The organism is Achromobacter sp. JCM 18799 (assembly GCF_055395645.1).
On sequence record NZ_AP043866.1, the window covers coordinates 7,083,925 to 7,105,919 of the forward strand.

Consider the following 21,995-nt stretch of genomic DNA (forward strand, 5'->3'; position numbering starts at 1 on the left):
GAGGGGTTCTGGCCGTCCGTCCACTTATGAGATGAAAAAGGGAGGATTAATCATGGACTTGAAGATCTTTGACCGGATGGAGTCGGAGGTACGGGGCTACATCCGGTCGTTCCCCGTGATATTCAGCCAGGCCAGGGGCTCGACCCTGATCGATGAAGACGGCACCGAATACATCGATTTCTTCAGCGGCGCCGGCACGCTGAACTATGGCCACAACAATCCTGTTCTCAAGGAAAAGCTGCTGGAGTACGTCCAGTCGGACGGCGTGGTGCACGGCCTGGACATGGCCACCAGCGCGAAGAAGCGTTTCCTGGAGACGGTGGACCGCGTGCTGCTCAAGCCGCGCAACTGGCAGTACACCTTGCAGTTCACCGGTCCCACCGGCACCAACGCGGTGGAAGCCGCGCTGAAGATCGCGCGCCAGGTCAAGGGGCGTCCCAACGTCATCTCGTTCACTCACGGGTTTCATGGCGTGAGCGGCGGTTCGCTGGCCGTGACGGCCAACATGAAGTTCCGCGACGCGTCCGGCTATGCGCTGGGCAACACCACCTTCATGCCCTATGACGGATACTTCGGTCCGGACGTGGACACCATGGCCTATCTGGAGCGCATGCTGGAGGACCCCAGCAGCGGCATGGACAAGCCGGCGGCCGTCATCGTGGAAACGGTGCAGGGCGAAGGCGGCGTCAACGTGGCAACGCTGCGCTGGCTGAAGGAACTGGAAAAGCTGTGCAAGCGCCACGACATGTTGCTGATCGTGGACGACATCCAGGTCGGCTGCGGCCGCACCGGCACCTTCTTCAGCTTCGAGGCCGCCGGCATCCGCCCCGACATCATCACCCTGTCGAAATCGCTGTCCGGCTTCGGCCTGCCGATGTCGCTGGTGCTGATGAAGCCCGAGCTGGACATCTGGAAACCCGGCGCCCACAGCGGCACCTTCCGCGGCAACAACCTGGCTTTCGTCACGGCGGCCCAGGCCTTGGAAACCTATTGGGCCAACACGGCCTTCACCGCCGAGATCCAGCGCAAGGAGCGCCAGGTGCGCGACTGGCTGGAGAACCTGGTGCATAGCTATCCCAATGCCGGCCTGTCGGTGCGCGGCCGCGGCCTGATCCAGGGGCTGGTCTGCAACGCCACGCCGGCGCTGGCCAACCGCATCGCGCAAAGCGCCTTCAAGAAGGGCGTGGTGATCGAGACGTCCGGCGCGCACGATGAGGTGCTGAAGCTATTGCCCGCCCTGACCATCGAGGAAGAACTGCTGGGCAAGGGCCTGGACGTGATCGAAGCCAGCGTCGCGGAAGCGCTCGCCGAAGAAGGGCAGTCCGCCCGCATCCTGAAATTTGGAGGAAAACGTCAATGATCGTACGCAATGTCAAAGATGTGATCGGCACCGCCGACGAAGTCCGCACGGATACCTGGGTCAGCCGCCGCGTGCTGCTGAAGAAGGACGGCATGGGCTTCTCCTTTCACGAGACCACCATCTTTCCGGGCGGCCGCACCCACATCCACTACAAGAACCATCTTGAAGCGGTGTGGTGCATCGAAGGCGACGGTTCCATCGAGACCATCGCCGACGGCAAGAAGTACGAACTGGGACCCGGCGTGGTCTACGCCCTGAACGAACACGATGAGCACTGGCTGTGCGGCGGCAAGGAGCCGCTGCGCGTCATCTGCGTCTTCAACCCGCCGCTGACCGGCCAGGAAGTGCACGATAAAGAAGGCGTCTACGCCTTGCCTGAAGCCGAAGCCCAAGCGGCCTGAAATACAAGGAGGTTCGCATGATCTCACCTGCACAGGATCCGTACGCCTCCCGTACGGATCGAAGTTCCGCCATCATCGCCCGCCAGGATCCGGTGGTCTATGAAAACGGCCAGTACGCCAGCGCGTTGAACGCCGGCCAGGTCGAGCAATACGAGCGCGACGGCTTCATCCTGCTGGAGAACCTGTTTTCCGACGATGAAATCCGCGCGCTGTCCACCGAGGTCGAGCGCATGACGCGCGACCCCTCGATCGTGCGCCGCGAAGAGTCCATCACCGAGCCGGGCAGCAATGCGGTGCGCTCGATCTTCATGGTGCACGTGCTCAACCCCATCCTGTCGCGCCTGGTGCGCGATCCGCGCCTGGTCAACGTGGCGCGGCAGATCCTGGGGTCAGAGGTGTACATCCACCAGTCGCGCGCCAACATGAAGCCCGGTTTCAAGGGCAAGGAGTTCTACTGGCACTCCGACTTCGAAACCTGGCACGTCGAAGACGGCATGCCGGCGATGCGTGCGCTGAGCTGCTCGGTGCTGCTGACCGACAACAACGAATGCAACGGCCCCCTGATGCTGGTGCCCGGATCGCATCGTCAGTTCATATCGTGCGTGGGCGAAACGCCCAACGAACACTACAAGCAGTCGCTGAAGAAACAGGAGTACGGCGTGCCGGACCCCGTCAGCCTGCAACTGCTGGTGGAGCAGGGCGGCATCCGCTCCATGACGGCCAAGGCCGGTTCGGTGGTGTTCTTCGACTGCAACACGATGCACGGCTCCAACAGCAACATCTCGCCGTGGCCGCGCGCCAACGTCTTCATGGTCTACAACAGCATGGAGAACACCTTGAATCCGCCCAAGTATGGGCTCACGCCGCGTCCCGAGCACATCGCGACGCGCAAGGGATTCAAGGCGGTCACCCCGCTGGATACCTTGAAGCTGGTGGGAGGCTGAGGCCCCTGTGAAAATGCCCAGGCGCTGCCTGGGCATTTTTTCTTCCGGGCGTCTGCTATTCTCTGCGCACTTCGCCTCATCGAGACTCCGCACGCCATGTCCGCCCGCATCCTCAGCCTGCACATCTACCCGGTCAAGTCCTGCGCAGGCATTGCCTTGAACGAATCGCCCATCGACCGCGCGGGCCTGGCCCATGACCGCCGCTGGATGCTGATCGGCGCCGACGGCCAGTTCATGACGCAACGGCAATGGCCCGCGATGGCGCTGATCCGCACGGCGCTCACGGCCGATACGCTGCGTTTGTCCGCGCCGGGCATGCCTGATCTGGACGTAGCCCTGGACGGCTCGGGACTGGAACAAGAGGCGCAGTCCGTGGCCGTGTGGAGCGATACCACTTCCGGCCGGCGCGAAAGCGCGGCGGCGGGGCAGTGGTTTTCCGATTTTCTCAAGACGCCGTGCCGCCTGTACAAGGTGGACGCGGCCGCGCAACGCAACGCCAAGCCGGACTGGGTGTCGCGCTGGCTGGATGCTCATCCCGACCTGGCCGAACCGTTCGCGGGCCAGCACTGTTTCGGCTTTGCCGACGGCTTCCCGCTGCTGGTGGCCAACCAGGCCTCGCTGGACGACCTGAACGCCCGCCTGCAGGCCAAGGGCGTGGCGCCGGTGCCGATGGACCGCTTCCGGCCCAACATCGTGGTCCAGGGCGAATGGGAGGCCTTCGAGGAAGACCACACCGCCATGATCGAGGCCGCGGGCGTGAAGATGGCTTTCGTCAAGCCTTGCACCCGTTGCTCGATTCCCGATATCGACCAGAACACCGCCCAACAGTATGAAGAGCCTGGCCGTACGCTGGCCGGCTACCGCAATCTGGAAATCGGCGTGGTGTTCGGCCAGAACGCGATCCTGGACGCGCCCGCAGGCGCGCGCCTGAAAGTCGGCGACGAGGTCGGGATCGAATTGGATTTTTGATCCCGGCCCAGGCGCCGGGGCGGCTACACGCCCATTTGCTTGGCGATGATGCTGCGCATGATCTCGCTCGTGCCGCCGCCTATCGGGCCTACCCGGGCATCGCGGAAGTACATCTGCATTTCATTCTCCATCATGTAGCCCGCGCCGCCCATGATCTGGATGCCCATGTCGGCGCACTTGCAGTTGTTTTCGGTCGCGACGACCTTGGCGATCGCGGTCTCGGAGGTAGGCTGCAGGCCGGCGTCGAGCATATCGGCCACCCGGTAGGTCAGTACCCGCGTGGTCTCGGCCATGATCTGCATGTCGGAGAACTTGTGCGCTACCGCCTGGTATTGGCCTATCGGCTTGCCGAACTGCATCCGGCTGTCCGCGTATTCCTTGGCGGAGTCGATGATGCGCTGGATGTTGCCGCTGGCGGCGGCCGACAGGCAGAGTCGTTCCAGATTCAGTCCACGCATCAGGCCGTTCCAGCCGCCATTCAGGGTCCCGAGCATGTGCGCGGCGGGCACCCGGACATTGTCGAAAAACACCTCGTTGGTATGGATCATCCGCCGGCCCAGGGCCTTGAGCGGCCGGATCGTTACCCCCGGCGCGTCGGCGTCGACCATGAACAGGGTGATGCCATGGCGCCCCGCGTCGCGGTCTGTCTTGGTTGCAACCACCAATTGGTGGGCGACATGCGCGCAGGTGATGAATACCTTCTGGCCGTCGATGACGTAGTCGTCTGCGTCCTGCACCGCTCTCGTGCGGATGGCGCTGACATCGGATCCCGCCTCGGGTTCCGTCAGGCATAGGGCCATGCGCGTTTTGCCGCTGATGATGCGGGGCAGGATCCTGTTTTTTACCGCTACCGATGCGCTATGGCTGATCTGCATGCCGCCGTAGACCACGGTGGCCAGGTATGCCGACGCCATCTGTGCATTGTGGTAGGCCACCGCCTCGATGAAGATCGCAAGGTCCTTGAAGGAGCCGCCGCTGCCGCCAAAGTCCGCGCCATAGGGCAGGCCCATCCAGCCGGCCCGCGCCAACTCGTCGTAGGCTTCGAAAGGGAATTCGCTCGCATCGTCGAGTTCGCGGATCTTCTCCCGGGGCAGCGCCTGTTCAAGCAGGGGCAGCACGCTGGCGCGGATCATGCGCTGAAACTCCGTCAGTTGGTAATCGTCGGGCAGGCTCACGTTTCTTACTCCCATTGATGTGGTGCCGATCTGGTATGCAAGTACCGTGCCACCCGCGTCCTTCTGCCAGGGAAGGGGCGGTTCAACGAGGGGACGGGGGGAGATCCGCGGCGACATGTGCGTCGTGCGCACATTCGTGTCGCCGGGAAGAAACGGGGTTGGCAGGCGGCCGAGATCGCGCCGCCCGCCGCCGGGGCCTTAGGCCGAGGACAGCTTCAGGCCCACCAGGCCCAGCACGATGAGGGCCACGCTGGCGATGCGCATCCAGCTGGTGGATTCGCCGAACAGCACGATGCCGGCCACGAAGGCGCCGATCGTGCCGATGCCCACCCATACCGCATAGGCCGTGCCCAGGGGCAGGGATTTCATGGCTACCGCCAGCAGCCAGACGCTGATGGCCATGCCTCCCGCGGTGATGGCCGAGGGCCAGAAACGGGTGAATCCGTGGGTGTATTTCAGGCCTACGGCCCAGACGATTTCAAACAGGCCTGCGAGTACCAGGATGATCCAGGTCATTACGACTCCTACCTTGTGCTGCCGGCGTGCCGCCGGCGCGAGGGGCCGTCCCCAGAATCAAACGCACCAGCCTTGCGGCCGCGCGCGGCAGCGGGCCGTCCCGCTGCGGCAAAAATTATAGAATACCGGGTTACTACGGCAAAACCGGGTGCCGGGCATCACTCTTGCAACACTTCGCGGTTCCGGGCCGCGAAACCAGGATATTTATCATGCAACGCATCATGCTGCGGGCAAAACTGCACCGCGTCACGGTCACCGAAGCCGACCTCCACTACGAGGGGTCTTGCGGCATCGACGAAGACTTGCTGGACGCTGCCGGCATGCGCGAGTTCGAACGTATCGAGCTCTACAACGTCACCAACGGCGAACGTTTCGACACCTACATCATCAAGGCGGCCCGCGGCAGCGGCGCCATCTCCCTGAACGGCGCCGCCGCGCGCCGCGCCCAGGTCGGCGATCTGATGATCATCTGCACCTACGGCCCGATGTCCGAGGCCGATTCGGCCACGCACAAGCCGCTGGTGGTGCTGGTCGACGACGCCAACCGCGTCAAGGAAATCCGCAAGTTCCCGGCCTGAGGCCGGGCCGGGCGGAGCGCTTCGCGAGCGAGGCGCTCCGCTAAAACCCTGAACCGTTTCATCATGAGCTTCCAGGTCATCATCCAACCCAGCCAGCACCAATTCCCGGTCGAACCCGGCCAGACCGTGCTCGATGCCGCGCTGGCCGCCGGCATCGTCCTGCCGTACAGCTGTCGCAACGGCGCCTGCTCCACCTGCAAGGGCCGCGTGGTGTCCGGGGAGTTCGACGCGGGACAGTATCCCGCACAGATTCTTTCACCCGAGGAACTGGCCGGCGGCTACACGCTGTTCTGCCAGGCCCGGCCTGAATCCGACATGGTGGTCGAATCCACCGAAGTCCGCCTGGCCAGCGACATCCAGATCCGCAAGCTGCCTTCGCGCGTGCAGGCGCTGGAACGCGTGGCCCCGGACGTCACCGTGATCAAGCTGCAACTGCCCGCCTCCGAGCAGTTCCGCTACTACGCCGGCCAGTACATCGAAGTCATCCTGAAGGACGGCCGCCGGCGCAGCTATTCGATGGCCGGCGCGCCCCACACCGGCAGCCCCCTCGAACTGCACATCCGGCACATGCCCGGCGGCGTGTTCACCGACCACGTGTTCGGCGCCGGCGACACGCAGATGAAAGAGCGCGAGATCCTGCGCCTGGAAGGGCCGTTCGGCTCGTTCTTCCTGCGTGAAGACAGCGACAAGCCCGTCGTGCTCCTGGCCAGCGGCACGGGCTTCGCCCCGGTCAAGGCCATCGTCGAGCACATGATCCACAACAACATCAAGCGCCCCGTGGCGCTGTATTGGGGCGGACGCCGTCCGCGCGACCTCTACATGGACGCGCTGGCGCAATCGTGGACCGGCATGCTGCCCGATTTCCGCTATGTGCCGGTCGTCTCCAATGCCTTGCAGGAAGACGGTTGGACCGGACGCACCGGCTTCGTCCACGAAGCCGTCATGCAGGACATCGCCGACCTCTCGGGCCATCAGGTCTACGCCTGCGGCACGCCGCTGATGGTGGACGCCGCAAGGCGCGAATTCAGCGCCCAGAATGGCTTGCCGCCCGAGGAGTTCTACGCCGACGCCTTCACGTCCGAAGCGGACCTGGCCCGGGCTGCAACCCAGTCTTGAGTAACAGGGCATGAGCGAATCGGGGTGGAACGAGCGGGCCTGGAAAGGTTTGTGACTTCCGCCCCTTTTTATTCCATAGGCGCGGGCAAAGCGCCGGGGTAAACTGCCGTGGCAGCAGCTTGCCATGGGGCGCGGACATAGGGTCGGCGAACCGAGCTGGCACGCAAGGAGCAATGCGGGCATGAAAGTAGCGGTATTGGGTGGCGGCATCATCGGAATCTCCAGCGCCTGGTGGCTGAACCAGGCCGGCCATGACGTCGTCGTCATAGATCGCTGCACCGGTCCCGCCCAGGAAACCAGTCTGGCCAATGGCGCCCAGATCTCGGTCTCCTACGCCGAACCCTGGGCCAATCCGCAGGCCCCGCTCAAGCTGCTCAAATGGATGTTCCAGGACGACGCCCCGCTGCTGTTCCGTCCGCAGCTGGACTGGCGGCAATGGATGTGGGGGCTGGCGTTCCTGCGCGAGTGCCTGCCCAGCCGCCTCGCTCCCAATATCCGTGCCATGGTCCGCATGGCGGAATACAGCCGCGCGACCCTGCGCAGCATGCGCGCTGAACTGGGCATCCAGTACGACCACCTGGAACGCGGCATCCTCAATTTCTACCGCGATCCGCACGAATTCGAAAACTCGCAGCGCGCTGCGGGCCTGATGCGCGACTTCGGCGTGGAACGCCGCGTGGTCTCGACCGACGAGGTCATCGCCATCGAGCCCGCGCTGGCGCCGCACCGCCAGACCATCGTCGGCGGCGATTACACGCCCGAGGACGAGAGCGGCGACGTGCACCTGTTCACCGTGGCCCTGGCCGAGCGTTGCGCCCGGGCCGGCGTCGAATTCCGCTACAGCACGCGCGCCACGCGCCTGCTGACCAACGGCGGCACGGTGCAAAGCGTCGAGATCATCGAACCCGACGGCCGTTACGGCGTCTTGTCGGCCGATGCCTACGTCGTGGCGATGGGCAGTTTCAGCCCCTACCTGCTGCGGCCGCTGGGCGTGCCCTGCAATGTCTATCCGGCCAAGGGCTATTCCGCGACCTTCCCGGTGATCAAGCCGGACGCCACGCCCACGGTCAGCCTGACGGACAGCAGCCACAAGGTGGTTTTCTCGCGTCTGGGCGACCGCCTGCGCATGGCCGGAACCGCCGAGCTGTCGGGCTATTCCCGCAGCCTGAACACCGGACGCTGCGAAGCCATGACCCGCCTGGCGCGCGAACTTTTTCCCGACGCGCTCGATTTCGAGCGCGTCAGTTATTGGTCGGGCTTGCGCCCGTCCACTCCCTCGAACGTGCCCATCATCGGCCGCAGCCGTATCCCCAACCTGTACGTCAACACAGGACACGGTACGCTCGGTTGGACCATGGGCGTTGGCTCGGGCCGGGCCTTGGCCGATCTGCTCAGCGGAAGGCGGCCGGAACCGGAGTTTCCTTTTCTTGGTCTGTGAACCTATGAAGAATCTGCAATTGGCGGGCGTTGCCCGCGCGATGTTCGCCAGCCGGCGTGCATGGTTGTTCGGCGCCGCCATGGCGATGGCCGGGGCGGCGAATGCCGCCGCGGTCGAGATCCAGGTCTGGCACACGCTGACCGACGCAAACAAGGCCGAGTTCGAAAAGCTCGCCAAGCAATACAACAAGGAGCAGGACCAGGTCCGCGTGACGCTGCGCGGCTTCGCCTCGCCCAGCGCGCTGGAACAGGAAGCCGTCACGGCGGTCAAGGCCAAGAAGGGCCCGAACCTGCTGCAGCTGACCGACAACCATTCGCCTGAAGTCGTCGCCCAGCACAAGGCCGTGCTGCCGCTGTACGAACTGCTGGCCAAGTACCCGATCAAGGACCTGAACTGGTTCGTGCCGGCCACCAGCAGCTTCACGCGCGACAGCAAGGGCCGCCTGCTGGCCTTCCCCTGGATGGCCGAAGTGCCGGTGATGTTCTACAACACCGCCGCCTACAAGAAGGCGGGCCTGGATCCCAACAAGCCCGCGCGCACCTGGGCCGGCCTGCAAGGCGAATTGCTGAAGCTGCGCGACGTGGCCGACATCGACTGCCCTTACGCCTCCAGCGACCAGGTCACGGTCCACCTGGAGAACCTGGCGCCGATCAACAACCAGCAGTTCACCAGCAACAACAACGGCCTCGACGCTGTCACCAAGAAGTCGGCGGCGCCGGCCATGCAGTTCGACACGCTGTACATGCGCCACATCTCGCTCATGGTGAGCTGGAAGCGTTCGCTGCTGTTCACGGCGCATTCCGCCGACAACGCCAGCGACAAGCTGTTCGCCAAGGGCGAATGCGCCGTGCTGACGGCCAACACCGGCGCGTTCGGCCAGTTCATCAACACCAAGTCGCTGTCCTTCGGCGTGGCGCCCCTGCCTTACTACGACCAGGTCACCAAGGACGGCGGCAAGCCGTTCGTGAGCGGTTCGGCGCTGTGGGCGCTGGAAGGCCATCCCCAGGCCGAGGAAAAGGCCACCGCGCAGTTCCTGGCCTGGCTGTCCAAGCCCGTCGTCGCCGCGGAATGGCACCAGCGCACCGGCTTCCTGCCGCTGACGGAAGCCGCTTTCCGCGCTTCGGACGTGTCGTTCTATGACCGCATTCCGGGCGCTCAGGCGCTGATCGCGTCCATGCGCACCCCGCCCACGGCCAACAGCCGCGGTTTCCGCATGGCCAACTACACGCGCATCGAGCCGGTGCTGAACCAGCAGCTGGATGACGCCTTCGAAGGCAAGGTGCCGCCGGTTGCGGCGCTGAACAACGCCGCCACGCAGGCGCGCAGCATCGCAGCGCAACGCTGATTCAGGCGGGCGGCGCAAACGCCGCCACGCCCTGACGCAAACCCGGTCCCTGGACCGGGTTTTTTTTCGTCCGTCCGCCGCGCGACCAAACCATCCATGCGTACATGCCAGTCTGGCGACGCGGAGGGCGCTCATCCACCATGCCTCTCATGCGTATCGATTCCGGTGCGCCTTTTGCTCGCGGTGAGGCATGGTTCGTTTCTTCTTCCTGGCGGCAGGGCTGTCCTGCCTGGGGGCCTGCGCAGGGTCCGGCAAGAGTCCGGCCGCAACTTCATGGGAAGCCTCGCGGCAGGCTGCTCAAGGCTTCCGCTTCGACTGGCAATTGTCCGGCGATCCCTCGGTCGCGCCCATGCAGGTATTCGACGACGGCAAGGAAACCTGGCTGCAGTTCGCGCCGGGCCAGCCGCTGCCGGCGATTTTCGGCGTAGGCAGCGACGGCGAGCGCGCCTTGCCCTATTTGCGGCGCGACCCCTATGTCGTGCTGGCGGGAGGGTGGAGCGGGCTGCTGTTTCGCGGCGGGCGTCTGAGCGCCCGCGCGCAGCGCCTGCAGGCGGTCGCCGACGCCCGGGCGGGGGGCAGGCCGCAGGATGAACCCGCAGCCCAGGCGCCGGCGGTCCTGGCTGAGCGCATCGGGGCGGCGCGGCCTGCCGAAACGGCGGCGTCCGCCATCGGTGCGTTGCAAGCCGCCGGGCCTTTGGCGGGCGCGGCTTCCGCCGCGGGCGTTGCGCTGGCCCCGGCTGCTGGCGTCGCGTCGGCACCGGTCTCGGCGCCGCAGCCCGTCTACCGCGCGGCGCCGCCGGACGCCACGCTGCGAGCCGTGCTGGCGCGCTGGGCGGACCTGGCGGGCTGGACCTTCCAGCCGCAGCACTGGGCCGTGGACGTGGACATCCCCTTGTCGGCGACGGCCGAATTCTCAGGCGACTTCAAGTCGGCCGTGCGCGAACTGCTGGGCGCCACAGAACTCGCCGAAAGGCCTCTGCAGCCATGCTTCTACGGCAACCGGGTGCTGCGCGTTGTGCCATTGGCGCAGTCCTGCACGCGCATGGCCACGCCAGGAGGGGCCGCGGCATGATGCGCATATTGTTTTTGAGTGTGGCGGCGTGCGGCGTTCTGGGCGGTTGCGCGGTGTCGCAACAGGTCGCGGATCAGCGCCGTGCGGCAAACGCGCGTCAGGCTCAGGTGGCCGCCAGTCATAGGGCTTTCACCGAAGGGTTGTCGGACCGGGCCGCGCGCGTCGCGGCCCAGGATGTCGCCATGCCCTGGCTTGCCGGCAAGCCCCAGCCGTTGGCGCGGGAAGTGGCGCTGCCGCCCGCATTGCGCGAGAACGTGCGGACCACCTTGATACTGGCCGACGACGCCGATCTGCCGACCCTGGCCCAGCGCCTGAGCGCCATCACCGGCATCGCGGTGCGAGTGCGTCCGGACGCCTTGCTGCCGCTGGAACTGTTCCTGCCCCGGCTGGCCGTCAATGGCGCCTTGTCCGTGCCGGCGCCGGCCAGCCTGGAGATCCGCGCGGGCGCGCAGCCGCTGGCCGACTTGCTCGACACGCTGGCGGCGCGCTTCTCGGTGCATTGGCGCTATGAGCACAACGCGCTCGAGTTCTACCGCACCGAGACCCGCGTGTTCGATTTGCGCGCACTGTCGCTGAGCAGCAAGGTGGACGTGCGCCTGGGCCGCGAAGGCAGCCCGGAGGGCGAAGGCTTTGAAAGCACCTCCAACACTTCCCTGTCGGCGGGGCAGCACGACGCGTTGGCCATCCTGCGCGCCAACGTCATGCCGTTCCTGACGCGTTCCGGCGTGGTCGCCGAAGCGGTGGAGGGCTCCACCTCGATCGTCGTCACGGATACGCCCGAGGCGCTGGAGCGTGTCGCCCGTTACCTCGAACGTGAAAACAAGGCCTTGACCCGTCGGGTGCGGCTGGTGTTCGAGGAAATCACGGTCGTTGCCAACGACGCCGTTTCGGGGGGGCATCGACTGGAACATCGTCTACGCCGCGGCGGGAGCGGCGGCGCGGCTGGCGCTGCCCGGGGCCGGATCGGGCGGGGGCAGCCTGGATGCTTCCACGGCCAGGGGGCCATTCGAAGGCTCGCAGGCCATCATCTCCGCGCTCAGCACGATGGGCGCTGTCGTGCGGCACAACAAGGTTCCCATCCTGACCTTGAACCGTCGCCCGGTTACCCATGCGGTCAGAACGACGTTCAGCTACATCGACCGGGTGCAGAGCACTGCTGTCCCAGGCACCACGGCAGGAGGCGCCAACGGTTCGCTGCCCGCGGTGTCCATCAGCCAGAAGGAAGAAACGGTAGGTTCCTTCCTGACGCTGTTGCCGGACATCCAGGAGGACGGCCAGATCCTGTTGTCGCTGGCCTATGACAACGCGGTCGCCCAACCCCTGAAGACCATCACGTTCGGCGAGCGCGGCAACCAGGTGCAGGTCCAGCAGGTCACGATCGACGGCAACGGCACGGTGCAGCAGGTCGAGCTGCGGCCCGGCCAGCCCATCATCGTCTCTGGCTTCGATCGCGGCCAGGAACAGCATGACCGCCAACGGCTTGCGCCGGGGCTGCCGCTCATCGCCGGTGGCCTGGATAGTGCCGCCTCGGAACGCACGACGACCCTGGTGCTGGTAACCGCCCAGGTCGAGGAAGGGTACTAGGCATGGAACGCGTCCCTCCCACCTTGTTGTTCGACGTTCCAGGCACCGGCCGTACGCTGGCATTCGGCTTGCGCTGGTTCGCCCTGATCGGTTCCAACATTCCCGCGCTGGCCCGTTCGCGCGGACGCCGCTTGCGGGCCAGCCATTATGTCGTGGGCGGGGCGCCGGCCATGGTGGCCGGCTATGGCCGCATGCGCTCGCCGTGGCGCGGCGGTGCGCGGGCGGGGCGGCGCAGGCAGGGACACATCCAGGCTGCCGCGCAGTTGTACGCGTTGTTGTATCCGGACGGGGGCCATAGCCTGATCAGCCTGCCCAGCGGCGGGCATTGGCTGGTGGCGGCGCAGCGCGGCACCGTGTTGTCGCAGGCGGACCGGGTATACGCCACGCTCGACGAAGCCTTGCGTGAACAGGCGCTGTTGCGCGCCCGGCGCCCCGCCTTGCCGGCGCGGGAAGCCGACGAGGCCTGGGCCTTGCTGATGCAGGCGGCGGACCCGGCCGCGCAGCTGCTCGCCTTGTCCTCGCGTTGGGCCGAGCTGCCGCTCGCGTTCCGCCTGTTCCTGGGCTGCGTGGCGCTTGCCGCCATTGCGCCGCCAATGTGGGACGGTTTGCTCGGATTGCGGCCGGACCGCGCATCGCCCGATCAGCCCGCTGCGCAGGATATCCCGCCGCAACGGGATCCGTATCTGACCCTGCTGCAAAACACCGTGGCTCATGCTCCCGCCGAGGTCACCCGCTTGCTGGACGGCTTCGGCAGGCTCCCCATGCAGGTGCGCGGCTGGGCATTGAGCCGCGCACGCTGTCTGGCCGGGGATCAGTCGTGGAACTGCTCCGCGGTCTATGTCAGGGCGCATCCGCAGGCTGCCAACGATGTGTTGCATGCGCTGCGGCCCGCGGGCTGGCAAGTGACATTCCAGCCGCTGGAGGAAGCCACGCTGTCATGGCGCATGGCGTCCTCGCCGGTGGAGCTGGCGGACCTGGTCCTGCCCACGGCGCTGCAGGTCGATACCGGGTTGATCGCGGCGTTGCAACGCATGCGGGCGGCGTTTACTTCCGTGATCCTTGCGGCCGCATTGCCGCTGCCTTTGCCGGTGCAGTCCCAACCCGCTGGTCAACGCGTCGCCGGCCTACCCGATGCAGGTCAACCCGGCGCAGGTCAACCCGGCGTCGCCATCCCGCTGCAGCCTGCCATCCGCAGCCGCGCCATCACCTTGCGGGGACCTCTGCGTTCCTTCGCGCTGCTCGACGGCGCTGTCGCGGCGGCCCGATGGTCCCGCCTGTCGCTGGACATCCAGGCGCAACCCAGGCCCACCTTGGTTTCCAGCACGCTGGTGGCCGAATTACAGGGAGAACTTTATGAACAGGAATAGGGGCGCCGTCACGCGCTCGAATCCCGTGGCAGGATTCATCGGGCGTCTGCTCTTGTCGGCCGCCTTGGTGCCGGCCGCTCACGGCCAACCGTCACCGCAAGGCGCCGACGAACCGCGGCCATGGCCAGAGACGGAAACCGTGCGCGCCTTGCTGCGCGCGGATGCCGCGGCCGCATTGGCGGACTGCCGGGTCCCCGGCCTGTGCCGTCCTGGACCCGAGTCCGTGGGGCAGGCGCCGCCGCCCGCCAGGGCATCCGACGATATCCGGGTGATGGCGATTTTCGGCCTTGCGCGACGCTTGAGCGCCGACGTCGCGGTCAATGGCGCCGTGCTCCGCTACCAGACCGGCAGGGGCGAACCCGTCGCGGGAGCCGTCGACGGCCGCGCCTACCAGCTGCTGGCGATCGACGACAGCTGCGTGAGGCTGCGCCGCGGCGATACGGAACGCACTGCCTGCGTCGATGCGGGCAGGGGGCGGCCATGACTGTGCATGCCTTGCAGCCCGTCGCGGCGCATCCGGCTGTGGTGCTTCCCATGGCGGCGGCTTGGGAGCCGCCCCAGCTGCAAACGGCCGAAGACATCGCCCGCTTGCAGCCCGCATTCGCGCGTGCGCTCGGACGCGATTTCGATCTTGCGGCGCTCGCCGGCAGGCTGTGTCCCGTGTTGCTCGAGAGCGGCGAGGCCGCCGTGTTCGCCGTAAAGGACTACACGGTGGGTGACCAGATCGACGAGGTCGAGCGCATGGTGCAGGCACGCGGTTACCGGTTGGCGCAAGTGTCCCGTTATCAGTTGCCCGCGCCGCTGCTGCTGATGATCGCGCGCGGTCAATTGGCCGCGCCAGCGCTGGCCGGGCGCGGCAGGGAGCGGCGGGAAGAGCGCGCCTCGGCCTTGGCCGCCCTGTTCCAGGACATCGTGCGTTGGGGCGTGGCGCAGGGAGCGAGCGACGTGCACATCAACGTGAACCGGCGACGCGCTGCCTGCGATATCCGCTACACCATCGGCGGGGAATACGTCGGCACGGAACGCTTTGCGGGCCTGTCCAATGCGACGCTGCTGGAGGTTCTGGCGGTGGCCTGGATGGATGTCAGGGGGGGAAATGGCGCGGTGTTCGACCCCGCGCTGGAGCAGCAGGGGCGCATCGGGCTGGACATCGATGGCGTACCTATCGTGCTGCGCTGGGCCTCGCTGGCCGCCGATGCGGGGCCGTCGGTGTGCTTGCGCATATTGCGGCTGGACGCAACCGCCAATGCCGATCTGCTCGCGCTGGGCTATCTGCCCGCGCAGGTCGAAACGCTGGCGCGGGCGCGCGAGCGCGAGGGCGGGGCCATCGTGCTGGCGGGCGTGGTCGGTTCCGGCAAATCCACCACCATCGCGACGCTGATGCGCGGCATCGCGCCCACGCGCAAGGCCATCACGCTGGAAGATCCGGTCGAGTACATCATTGAGAACGCCTTGCAGAACACCCTGGGAGGCGCTCTGGCCGAATCCGCCTGGCCGGCGTTCGATGCCAAGCTCAAGACCATCAAGCGCTCGGCAATGAACGATCTGCTGATCGGCGAGATCCGGGACGTCGACACCGGTCGCGCGTTCATGGATCTCGCCGGTTCGGGCGTCAGCCTGTACACCACCACCCACGCCGCTGGCGCCGTGCTGATACCCGAACGCCTGGCGTCGGATTCGATCGGCGTGTCGCGCGATTTTCTGGCGACGCCAGGCATCCTCAAGTTGTTGGTCTACCAGACCTTGCTGCCGCGTTTGTGCAGCCGCTGCTCACTGCCCGTGGACAGTCTGTGGTCCAGATCCGCCGGGGGCGGCAAGCGTCTCGAATGGCAGGCATGGTTGAAGCGGATGCGGCATGAGTTCCTGCTGGAGCCTGACACGCTCAGGGTCAGGAATGCCGCAGGCTGCAGTGCTTGCAGGCGTGCGCAATTGCCTGAGTTGAACGGCATCGCAGGCCGCAGCGTGGCGGCGGAAATGCTTGAGCCCGAGCGCGTCGACGGCTTTCTTGAACGGGTGCGCACGCGCGACAACGTGGGGCTCAAGCGTCAGGCCGAGGCTGCCGGGCCCACTGCCTGGCGCAACGAGGCCGCGCGCGGCGCGTTGGCGCGGGACTGCGCCCTGTACAAGGTCAGCCGCGGAGAAGTCGATCCCCGCGCGCTGCTGCGCCGCTTCGACTTTCCTGCGGTCTTGCCTGCGCAGGGCCCAGGATCCGGCGGGGGCGGCCATGGCTGAACCGCTGTCGCCGCGTTCTTTCATCAGCCTGCCCTCCGGCCGCACCCTGTCGCTGCGCCTGGACGCGCTGCGCTTTCGTGCAGGGCGAGCGGACTATTACGAATATCTGGCCGACCTGGTCGAAGGAACACAGGGCCGCAAGAACCTGCGCGATGTCTTCGAGGATGACGCACGCCGTCATGGCGAGGATACCGTGCGGGGCCGGCTGTCGAGGCATTGGGCGGGCATGTATCTGGAGGCCGGCGGCGATCTGGGCGCCGCCTGGACGGACACGCTGCCGTCCAGCGAATGCGTGCTGCTCAGCTGCGTGCAGGAAGAGGGCGGCGATCTGTCCGCCGCGTTGCGGGACGTGGCGCGGGCCGTACGGCTGGCGTCGGATGCGTGGCTGGCGCTGGTCTCGGCCGCGGCGGCTGGCTTCGCGGCGGCAGCCGTCGCATTCGCCTTGCTGTGCGCCATTCCCTTCTTCAGCGTGCCGCGCTTGCAGCAGGTGTTCCAGGCCGTGCCGGCGGAGGAGTACGGTCGCCTGACCCGCGCGCTGTTCGCGCTGTCGCAAGGCCTGAGGCAATGGTTGGCCCTGTGGCTGGTGCTGTTGCTGGGCCTGGTCTTGCTGTGCCTGTGGTCGTTGCCGCGTTACACCGGCGCCGCGCGGCCGCGGCTGGATCGCTGGCTGTTGTGGCGGCTCTACCGGGATTTCCACGCCATCCGCTTTCTTGCGTTGCTGGGCGTGCTGGTCAGGCAGCACGGCGCGGCCGACACTCGCCTCAGACGAGCCCTGGCCGTGCAGGCCCGGGATACGGCTCCCTGGATGCATGCGCATCTGCTGGACATGCTGGGGCGGATAGACGGTGGTCAGACGGGGCCGGAGATCTTCGGCACTGGGCTGCTGGACGCGGATACCTGGTGGTACATGGCCGACATGATGGACTGCCTGGGCATGGAGGCTGGGCTTGCGCAAGTACGGCTGCGCGTCGAGTCGCGCCTGCTGGCGCGGGTGCGCCGGCAGGCATCGGTGTTGCGCTGGACGTTGCTGCTCTCGTCCGTGGCCGCCGTGCTGGGTATCACGCTCTGGCATTACGCCGTGATCGACGAACTGCGCCAGGCGCTGACCAATTTTTACGCCAGCCAATAGGGGCTGCATCAGGCATGCGGCGCTTGTCCGCCTGCATGCTTTTTTTCACAAGGAGAGCAAGCATGCATCATGTCCACGCAGTCCTGCTACGCGCCAACCGGCAGCGGGGCTTTTCCCTGATGGAGGTGTCCATCGTCACCGCCATCGTCCTGCTGATCGCGATCGTCGGCATTCCGGCCATTGGCGCCTATGTCGTCGAGAACAAGGTTCCCAAGGTGGGCGAGGAACTGCAGCGCTTCATCGCCAGCATGAAGACCAATGCGCAAGGCGGCGGGGTCACGCCCTATGCCGGTCTCGACACCGGCGCCATGGCCAATGCGCTGCGGGAATCCAGCGTTTTGGCCGTCGACGGGACAGGGGGCGCGGCGCGCATCGCCCATGGCCTGGGCGGCAGCGGCGTTGGCGGCAATGGGGTGGTCGAGGTCGCCGCCGCCTCGTTCGGCAGCGCGGGGCAGGGTTCGGCGTTCTCCATCAAGCTGACCAATGTCAGCCAGGCCGCATGTCCGTCGCTGGCCTCGGTGCTGCAACGGATGTCCGAGACCATCTCGATAGGCGGCGGGGGAGGCGGCCTCAGAGTCGTGAAGGATGCGTTCGCAACGCCCAGCGTGCCCTACCGCGCGGCTTTGGCTCAGGCCCAATGCAGTCCGGGCGATGTCAACACCTTCTTGTTCGTCGCAAAATGAACCGGTGCGCGAGCTTCTTGATGGCCCGATCGCATGCTGCGGCGATGTGGCCGAGGCAGCGTGGATTCTCGCTGGCGGGCCTGGTGCTGGTGTTGGCCTTGAGCGCCATGGCGGCTATCTGGGCGTCCGGCCAGGTGGTGCAGCGGATCGAAGACGCCGCGGCCCGTGCCGCTGGCGTCTGGTTGACGCAGATCCGCCTGGCGGTGACGGAGATGCTGGCACGGCACTCCGCCACCCTTGCCAAGGGAGGCGTGCCGCGCAGCGAACAGGGGAACCCGCTGTTCGCGGATCCGCTGGCGCCCACTCTGGGCGAATTACGCGGACTGGGGCTGTTGCCCGCCGATTTTCCCGACCGTTCCGCCCTGGGCTTCTCCGCGCAGATCAGGATCGCCAGGTCGCAGGCATGCCCGGGCGAACGCTGCCGCATGGACGGACTGGTCTACAGCGCCACGCCTTTGATGAAAACGGGGACGCAAACGCCGGACCTGACCGGCATCGCCGCCGTGATCGATGCCGCCGGCGGCTACGGCGGGGCGGTGTGGCCGGCGGCGCCGGGACTGGTGCGCGGCGCGGCATTCAGTTTCGCCAATCCCCTGGCGCCCGGGGCGTCGGCGTACGCGCCCGGCACGCTCGCCCTGTGGGCGGGAGCCGGAACGGGCGCGCCGGATCTGGAGCGCTATGTCCGGATACGGGACACGCGCGATCCGCAGCTGCAGGGGGAATTGAGCGTCGCGGCCTCGGCGCAGGTCGGCTCGTATCTGAAGGTCGGCGCGCGCGCCAGCGCGGGGCAGCCATGCAGCGTCGCGAACGGCACCGTGGCCACCTCGGAACAGGGGGAACTGCTGACATGCCAGTCCCGAGTCTGGGCGCCGGCCAGCGGCGGCTTTGGCGGCGCATTCAGCATTAATAGCCGGTATGGTTGTTACGATACCCGCGGCACATGGAGACCGAATCCCCGCTCCGGCGCTTGCTCCTGCCCTGCTGGCTATACGCCCATGGTCGTTTCCGAGCGGGGCGATTCGTTTGAATCCGGTGGCGTTACCACCGGCTACGTCTGCGTGCGCTAAGACTGCCGCGCCGCCTCTTTTCCTGGGATGCCCGCCAACCCTCTATAATCAAAAATTCGCCTAAATTCTGCTTCGCCCACGATGAAATCCTCCGAGATTCGCCAGCAGTTTCTGCAATTCTTCAAGTCCAAGGGACACACCATTGTTCCCTCGTCGTCGCTCGTCCCCGGCAACGACCCGACCCTGCTCTTCACCAATTCGGGCATGGTCCAGTTCAAGGACGTCTTCACGGGCAAGGAATCGCGGTCCTATACGCGTGCCACCTCGTCGCAGCGCAGCGTGCGCGCCGGCGGCAAGCACAATGACCTGGAGAACGTGGGCTATACCGCCCGTCACCATACGTTCTTCGAAATGCTGGGCAATTTCAGCTTCGGCGACTACTTCAAGCGCGACGCCATCCAGTACGCCTGGGAGCTGCTGACGCAGGTCTACAAGCTGCCCGCCGAGAAGCTCTGGGTCACGGTCTACCAGGAAGACGACGAGGCCTACGACATCTGGGCCAAGGAAGTCGGCGTGCCGGCCGAGCGCATCATCCGCATCGGCGACAACAAGGGCGCGCGCTACGCCTCGGACAACTTCTGGCAGATGGCGGACACCGGTCCTTGCGGCCCGTGCTCGGAAATCTTCTATGACCACGGTCCCGAAATCTGGGGCGGCCCCCCGGGATCGCCCGAGGAAGACGGCGACCGCTACATCGAGATCTGGAACCTGGTGTTCATGCAGTTCGAGCGCGACGCCGCCGGCAACATGCCGCGCCTGCCGCGTCCCTGTGTCGATACCGGCATGGGCCTGGAGCGCATCGCCGCCGTGCTGCAAGGCGTGCATTCCAACTACGAAATCGACCTGTTCCAGCACCTGATCGCCGCCGCCGCGCGCGAGACCGGCATCAAGAACCTGGAAGACAACTCGCTCAAGGTCATCGCCGACCACATCCGCGCCTGCTCATTCCTGATCGTCGACGGCGTGATCCCCAGCAACGAAGGCCGCGGCTACGTGCTGCGCCGCATCGTCCGCCGCGCGCTGCGCCACGGCTACAAGCTGGGCCAGACCAAGCCGTTCTTCCATCGCCTGGTGCCGGACCTGGTCGCCGAAATGGGCGAGGCCTATCCGGAACTGGCCGCCACGGCCGACCGCGTCGCCCAGGTGCTCAAGCAGGAAGAAGAACGCTTCGGCGAAACGCTGGAACACGGCATGCGCATTCTGGATTCCGCCCTGGCCAACGTGCCCAAGGGCGGCCAACTGGACGGCACGACCCTGTTCACGCTGTACGACACCTATGGGTTCCCGGTGGACCTGACGGCCGACATCTGCCGCGAACGCGAAGTGGACGTGGACATGGCCGGCTTCGAAACCGCCATGGAGCGCCAGCGCGACCAGGCGCGCGCCGCCGGCAAGTTCAAGATGGCCGAAGGCCTGAGCTACGAAGGCGCGGACACGCGTTTCGAAGGCTACGAAAAGCTGGAACTGGATGGCGTCAAGGTCACGGCCCTGTACGTCGACGGCACGCAGGTGCAGCAGGTCAAGGCGGGCCAGAGCGCGGTCGTCGTGCTGGACGCCACGCCGTTCTACGCGGAGTCGGGCGGCCAGGTTGGCGATACCGGCCTGCTGGAAGCCGACGGCGTGCGTTTCGCCGTGGCCGACACCCTGAAGATCCAGGCTGGCGTCTTCGGCCACCACGGCGAGCTGGAGTCCGGCACGCTGTCGGTGGGCGATACGCTGCTTGCGCGCGTGGACGCGGTCCGCCGCGCCCGCACGGTGCGCAACCACTCGGCCACCCACCTGATGCACAAGGCGCTGCGCCAGGTGCTGGGCGCGCACGTGCAGCAGCGCGGCTCGCTGGTGGATCCCGACAAGACCCGCTTCGACTTCGCCCAGGACGCCCCGTTGACGGCCGAGCAGATCGCGCGCGTCGAAGCCATCGTCAACGCCGAGATCCTGGCCAACCAGCCCACCGTGGCGCAGGTCATGGGCTATGACGATGCCGTCAAGGGCGGCGCCATGGCGCTGTTCGGCGAAAAATACGGCGACACCGTCCGCGTGCTCGATATCGGCTTCTCGCGCGAACTCTGCGGCGGCACGCACGTCAGCCGCACGGGCGACATCGGCCTGTTCAAGATCGTGTCCGAAGGCGGCGTGGCCGCGGGCGTGCGCCGCGTCGAAGCCATCACTGGCGACAACGCGCTGGCCTGGGTGCAAAACCAGAATGCCTTGCTGACCCAGGTTGCCGGCATGTTACGCAGCACGCCGGCGGATCTGCCGGCGCGCATCGCGCAGGTGCAGGAGCAGGTCAAGAGCCTCGAAAAGGATCTGGAACAGTCGCGCAACAAGCTTGCTGCCAGCGCCGGCAACGACCTGGCAACCAGCGCCGCGGTCGAGGTCAAGGGCATCAAGGTCCTGGCCGCCAGCATCGGCGACGTGGATCCCAAGGCCTTGCGCGGTATGGTCGACAATCTCAAGGACCGCCTGAAGCCCGCAGTCGTGCTGCTGGCCACCGGTTCGGCCGACGGCAAGATCAGCGTGGTGGGCGGCGTCACCGCCGACCTGACCGGCCGCGTCAAGGCGGGCGATCTGGTTGGCTTCGTTGCGGCCCAGGTGGGCGGCAAGGGCGGCGGCCGTCCCGACATGGCCATGGGCGGCGGCACCGACCTGGCTGCCTTGCCCGCGGCGATCGCCAGCGTGCAGAAATGGGTGGATGAGCGTCTGTGATGAGCGGGGCGGATACCAGTCTTGATGGCGGCGCGCAGGCGCCGTCCTTCGAGCAGGAAGTCGATGCCAGCGGCTTGACCTGCCCGCTGCCCATCCTGCGTGCCAAGAAGGCCTTGGCGCAGATGGCCAGCGGCGAAGTGCTGCGCGTCATCACCACGGATCGCAACGCGGTCCGCGACTTCCAGGCTTTCGCCCGTCAGACTGGCAATGCGCTGGTCGCGCAGCAGGAGATCGACGGCCGCGGGGTGCATTTCCTGCGGCGGCGCTGATCCGCTTGCCGGCTGTATTCGCCAAGTAAGAGGGCCCGCCGCAA

19 protein-coding genes and 1 pseudogene are annotated in these 21,995 nt (G+C 66.6%); 18 read left to right on the top strand and 2 right to left on the bottom strand.

The annotated features are described in order from the left end of the window. The first annotated feature begins 52 nt into the window (after window positions 1–52). The 4 genes from ectB to ACZ5YA_RS33620 all read left to right on the top strand — a co-directional run bounded on the left by ectB (window position 53) and on the right by ACZ5YA_RS33620 (window position 3,674). Entirely contained in the window at window positions 53–1,360 is a 1,308-nt protein-coding gene (ectB, locus tag ACZ5YA_RS33605) for a diaminobutyrate--2-oxoglutarate transaminase (RefSeq protein WP_118933598.1), read from the top strand. Beyond that, complete coding sequence (locus tag ACZ5YA_RS33610; protein WP_006387829.1) at window positions 1,357–1,761, top strand: ectoine synthase; 405 nt, start codon at window positions 1,357–1,359, stop codon at window positions 1,759–1,761. The genes ectB and ACZ5YA_RS33610 overlap by 4 nt, the downstream gene beginning before the upstream one ends. Before the next feature lie 17 nt (window positions 1,762–1,778). After that, window positions 1,779–2,705, top strand: a complete 927-nt coding sequence (gene thpD, locus ACZ5YA_RS33615) for an ectoine hydroxylase (RefSeq protein WP_059378925.1) — start codon at window positions 1,779–1,781, stop codon at window positions 2,703–2,705. Window positions 2,706–2,801: 96 nt separating this feature from the next. Further along, window positions 2,802–3,674 carry an MOSC domain-containing protein gene (locus ACZ5YA_RS33620; protein ID WP_059378926.1) on the top strand — a complete coding sequence of 291 codons (873 nt, stop codon included), beginning with the start codon at window positions 2,802–2,804 and terminating at the stop codon, window positions 3,672–3,674. A 23-nt stretch (window positions 3,675–3,697) separates the two neighbouring features. Here ACZ5YA_RS33620 and ACZ5YA_RS33625 read toward each other — a convergent pair whose 3' ends face one another. After that, entirely contained in the window at window positions 3,698–4,849 is a 1,152-nt protein-coding gene (locus ACZ5YA_RS33625) for an acyl-CoA dehydrogenase family protein (RefSeq protein ID WP_464091837.1), read from the bottom strand. A 198-nt stretch (window positions 4,850–5,047) separates the two neighbouring features. Beyond that, on the bottom strand, window positions 5,048–5,365 hold the full coding sequence (gene sugE / locus ACZ5YA_RS33630; RefSeq protein ID WP_013392803.1) for a quaternary ammonium compound efflux SMR transporter SugE: 318 nt from the start codon (window positions 5,363–5,365) through the stop codon (window positions 5,048–5,050). Between the two features lie 209 nt (window positions 5,366–5,574). Between sugE and panD the strand changes: the two genes are divergently transcribed. The 14 genes and pseudogenes from panD to ACZ5YA_RS33700 all read left to right on the top strand — a co-directional run bounded on the left by panD (window position 5,575) and on the right by ACZ5YA_RS33700 (window position 21,951). Further along, a complete protein-coding gene (gene panD / locus ACZ5YA_RS33635; protein ID WP_013392804.1) occupies window positions 5,575–5,943 on the top strand; it encodes an aspartate 1-decarboxylase in 369 nt (122 codons plus the stop codon). A gap of 63 nt (window positions 5,944–6,006) precedes the next feature. Further along, entirely contained in the window at window positions 6,007–7,059 is a 1,053-nt protein-coding gene (locus ACZ5YA_RS33640) for a CDP-6-deoxy-delta-3,4-glucoseen reductase (protein ID WP_059378928.1), read from the top strand. Between the two features lie 181 nt (window positions 7,060–7,240). Next, window positions 7,241–8,497 (top strand): D-amino acid dehydrogenase, encoded by a 1,257-nt coding sequence (locus ACZ5YA_RS33645; protein WP_059378930.1) that lies wholly within the window; start codon window positions 7,241–7,243, stop codon window positions 8,495–8,497. Window positions 8,498–8,501: 4 nt separating this feature from the next. Next, complete coding sequence (locus tag ACZ5YA_RS33650) at window positions 8,502–9,842, top strand: extracellular solute-binding protein (protein ID WP_059378931.1); 1,341 nt, start codon at window positions 8,502–8,504, stop codon at window positions 9,840–9,842. A 190-nt stretch (window positions 9,843–10,032) separates the two neighbouring features. Beyond that, window positions 10,033–10,914, top strand: coding sequence for a TrbG/VirB9 family P-type conjugative transfer protein (locus ACZ5YA_RS33655; RefSeq protein ID WP_187774059.1), 882 nt, complete (start codon window positions 10,033–10,035; stop codon window positions 10,912–10,914). Beyond that, window positions 10,911–12,498, top strand: a pseudogene (locus ACZ5YA_RS33660) (hypothetical protein). The gene ACZ5YA_RS33655 and the pseudogene ACZ5YA_RS33660 overlap by 4 nt, the downstream one beginning before the upstream one ends. A 2-nt stretch (window positions 12,499–12,500) precedes the next feature. Then, on the top strand, window positions 12,501–13,865 hold the full coding sequence (locus ACZ5YA_RS33665; RefSeq protein ID WP_464091838.1) for a hypothetical protein: 1,365 nt from the start codon (window positions 12,501–12,503) through the stop codon (window positions 13,863–13,865). Continuing rightward, window positions 13,852–14,349, top strand: a complete 498-nt coding sequence (locus ACZ5YA_RS33670; protein WP_059378935.1) for a hypothetical protein — start codon at window positions 13,852–13,854, stop codon at window positions 14,347–14,349. Before ACZ5YA_RS33665 ends, ACZ5YA_RS33670 begins: the two co-directional genes overlap by 14 nt. Further along, window positions 14,346–16,097, top strand: coding sequence for an ATPase, T2SS/T4P/T4SS family (locus tag ACZ5YA_RS33675; RefSeq protein ID WP_464091839.1), 1,752 nt, complete (start codon window positions 14,346–14,348; stop codon window positions 16,095–16,097). The genes ACZ5YA_RS33670 and ACZ5YA_RS33675 overlap by 4 nt, the downstream gene beginning before the upstream one ends. After that, window positions 16,090–17,226, top strand: a complete 1,137-nt coding sequence (locus ACZ5YA_RS33680; RefSeq protein WP_464091840.1) for a hypothetical protein — start codon at window positions 16,090–16,092, stop codon at window positions 17,224–17,226. The genes ACZ5YA_RS33675 and ACZ5YA_RS33680 overlap by 8 nt, the downstream gene beginning before the upstream one ends. Before the next feature lie 62 nt (window positions 17,227–17,288). Next, a complete protein-coding gene (locus ACZ5YA_RS33685) occupies window positions 17,289–17,909 on the top strand; it encodes a type 4 pilus major pilin (protein ID WP_059378940.1) in 621 nt (206 codons plus the stop codon). Between the two features lie 20 nt (window positions 17,910–17,929). After that, entirely contained in the window at window positions 17,930–18,976 is a 1,047-nt protein-coding gene (locus tag ACZ5YA_RS33690) for a prepilin (protein WP_464091841.1), read from the top strand. Between the two features lie 81 nt (window positions 18,977–19,057). Next, window positions 19,058–21,682 (top strand): alanine--tRNA ligase, encoded by a 2,625-nt coding sequence (alaS, locus tag ACZ5YA_RS33695; RefSeq protein WP_059378942.1) that lies wholly within the window; start codon window positions 19,058–19,060, stop codon window positions 21,680–21,682. Continuing rightward, window positions 21,682–21,951 carry a sulfurtransferase TusA family protein gene (locus ACZ5YA_RS33700; protein ID WP_059378944.1) on the top strand — a complete coding sequence of 90 codons (270 nt, stop codon included), beginning with the start codon at window positions 21,682–21,684 and terminating at the stop codon, window positions 21,949–21,951. The genes alaS and ACZ5YA_RS33700 overlap by 1 nt, the downstream gene beginning before the upstream one ends. The last annotated feature ends 44 nt before the right edge of the window (window positions 21,952–21,995 follow it).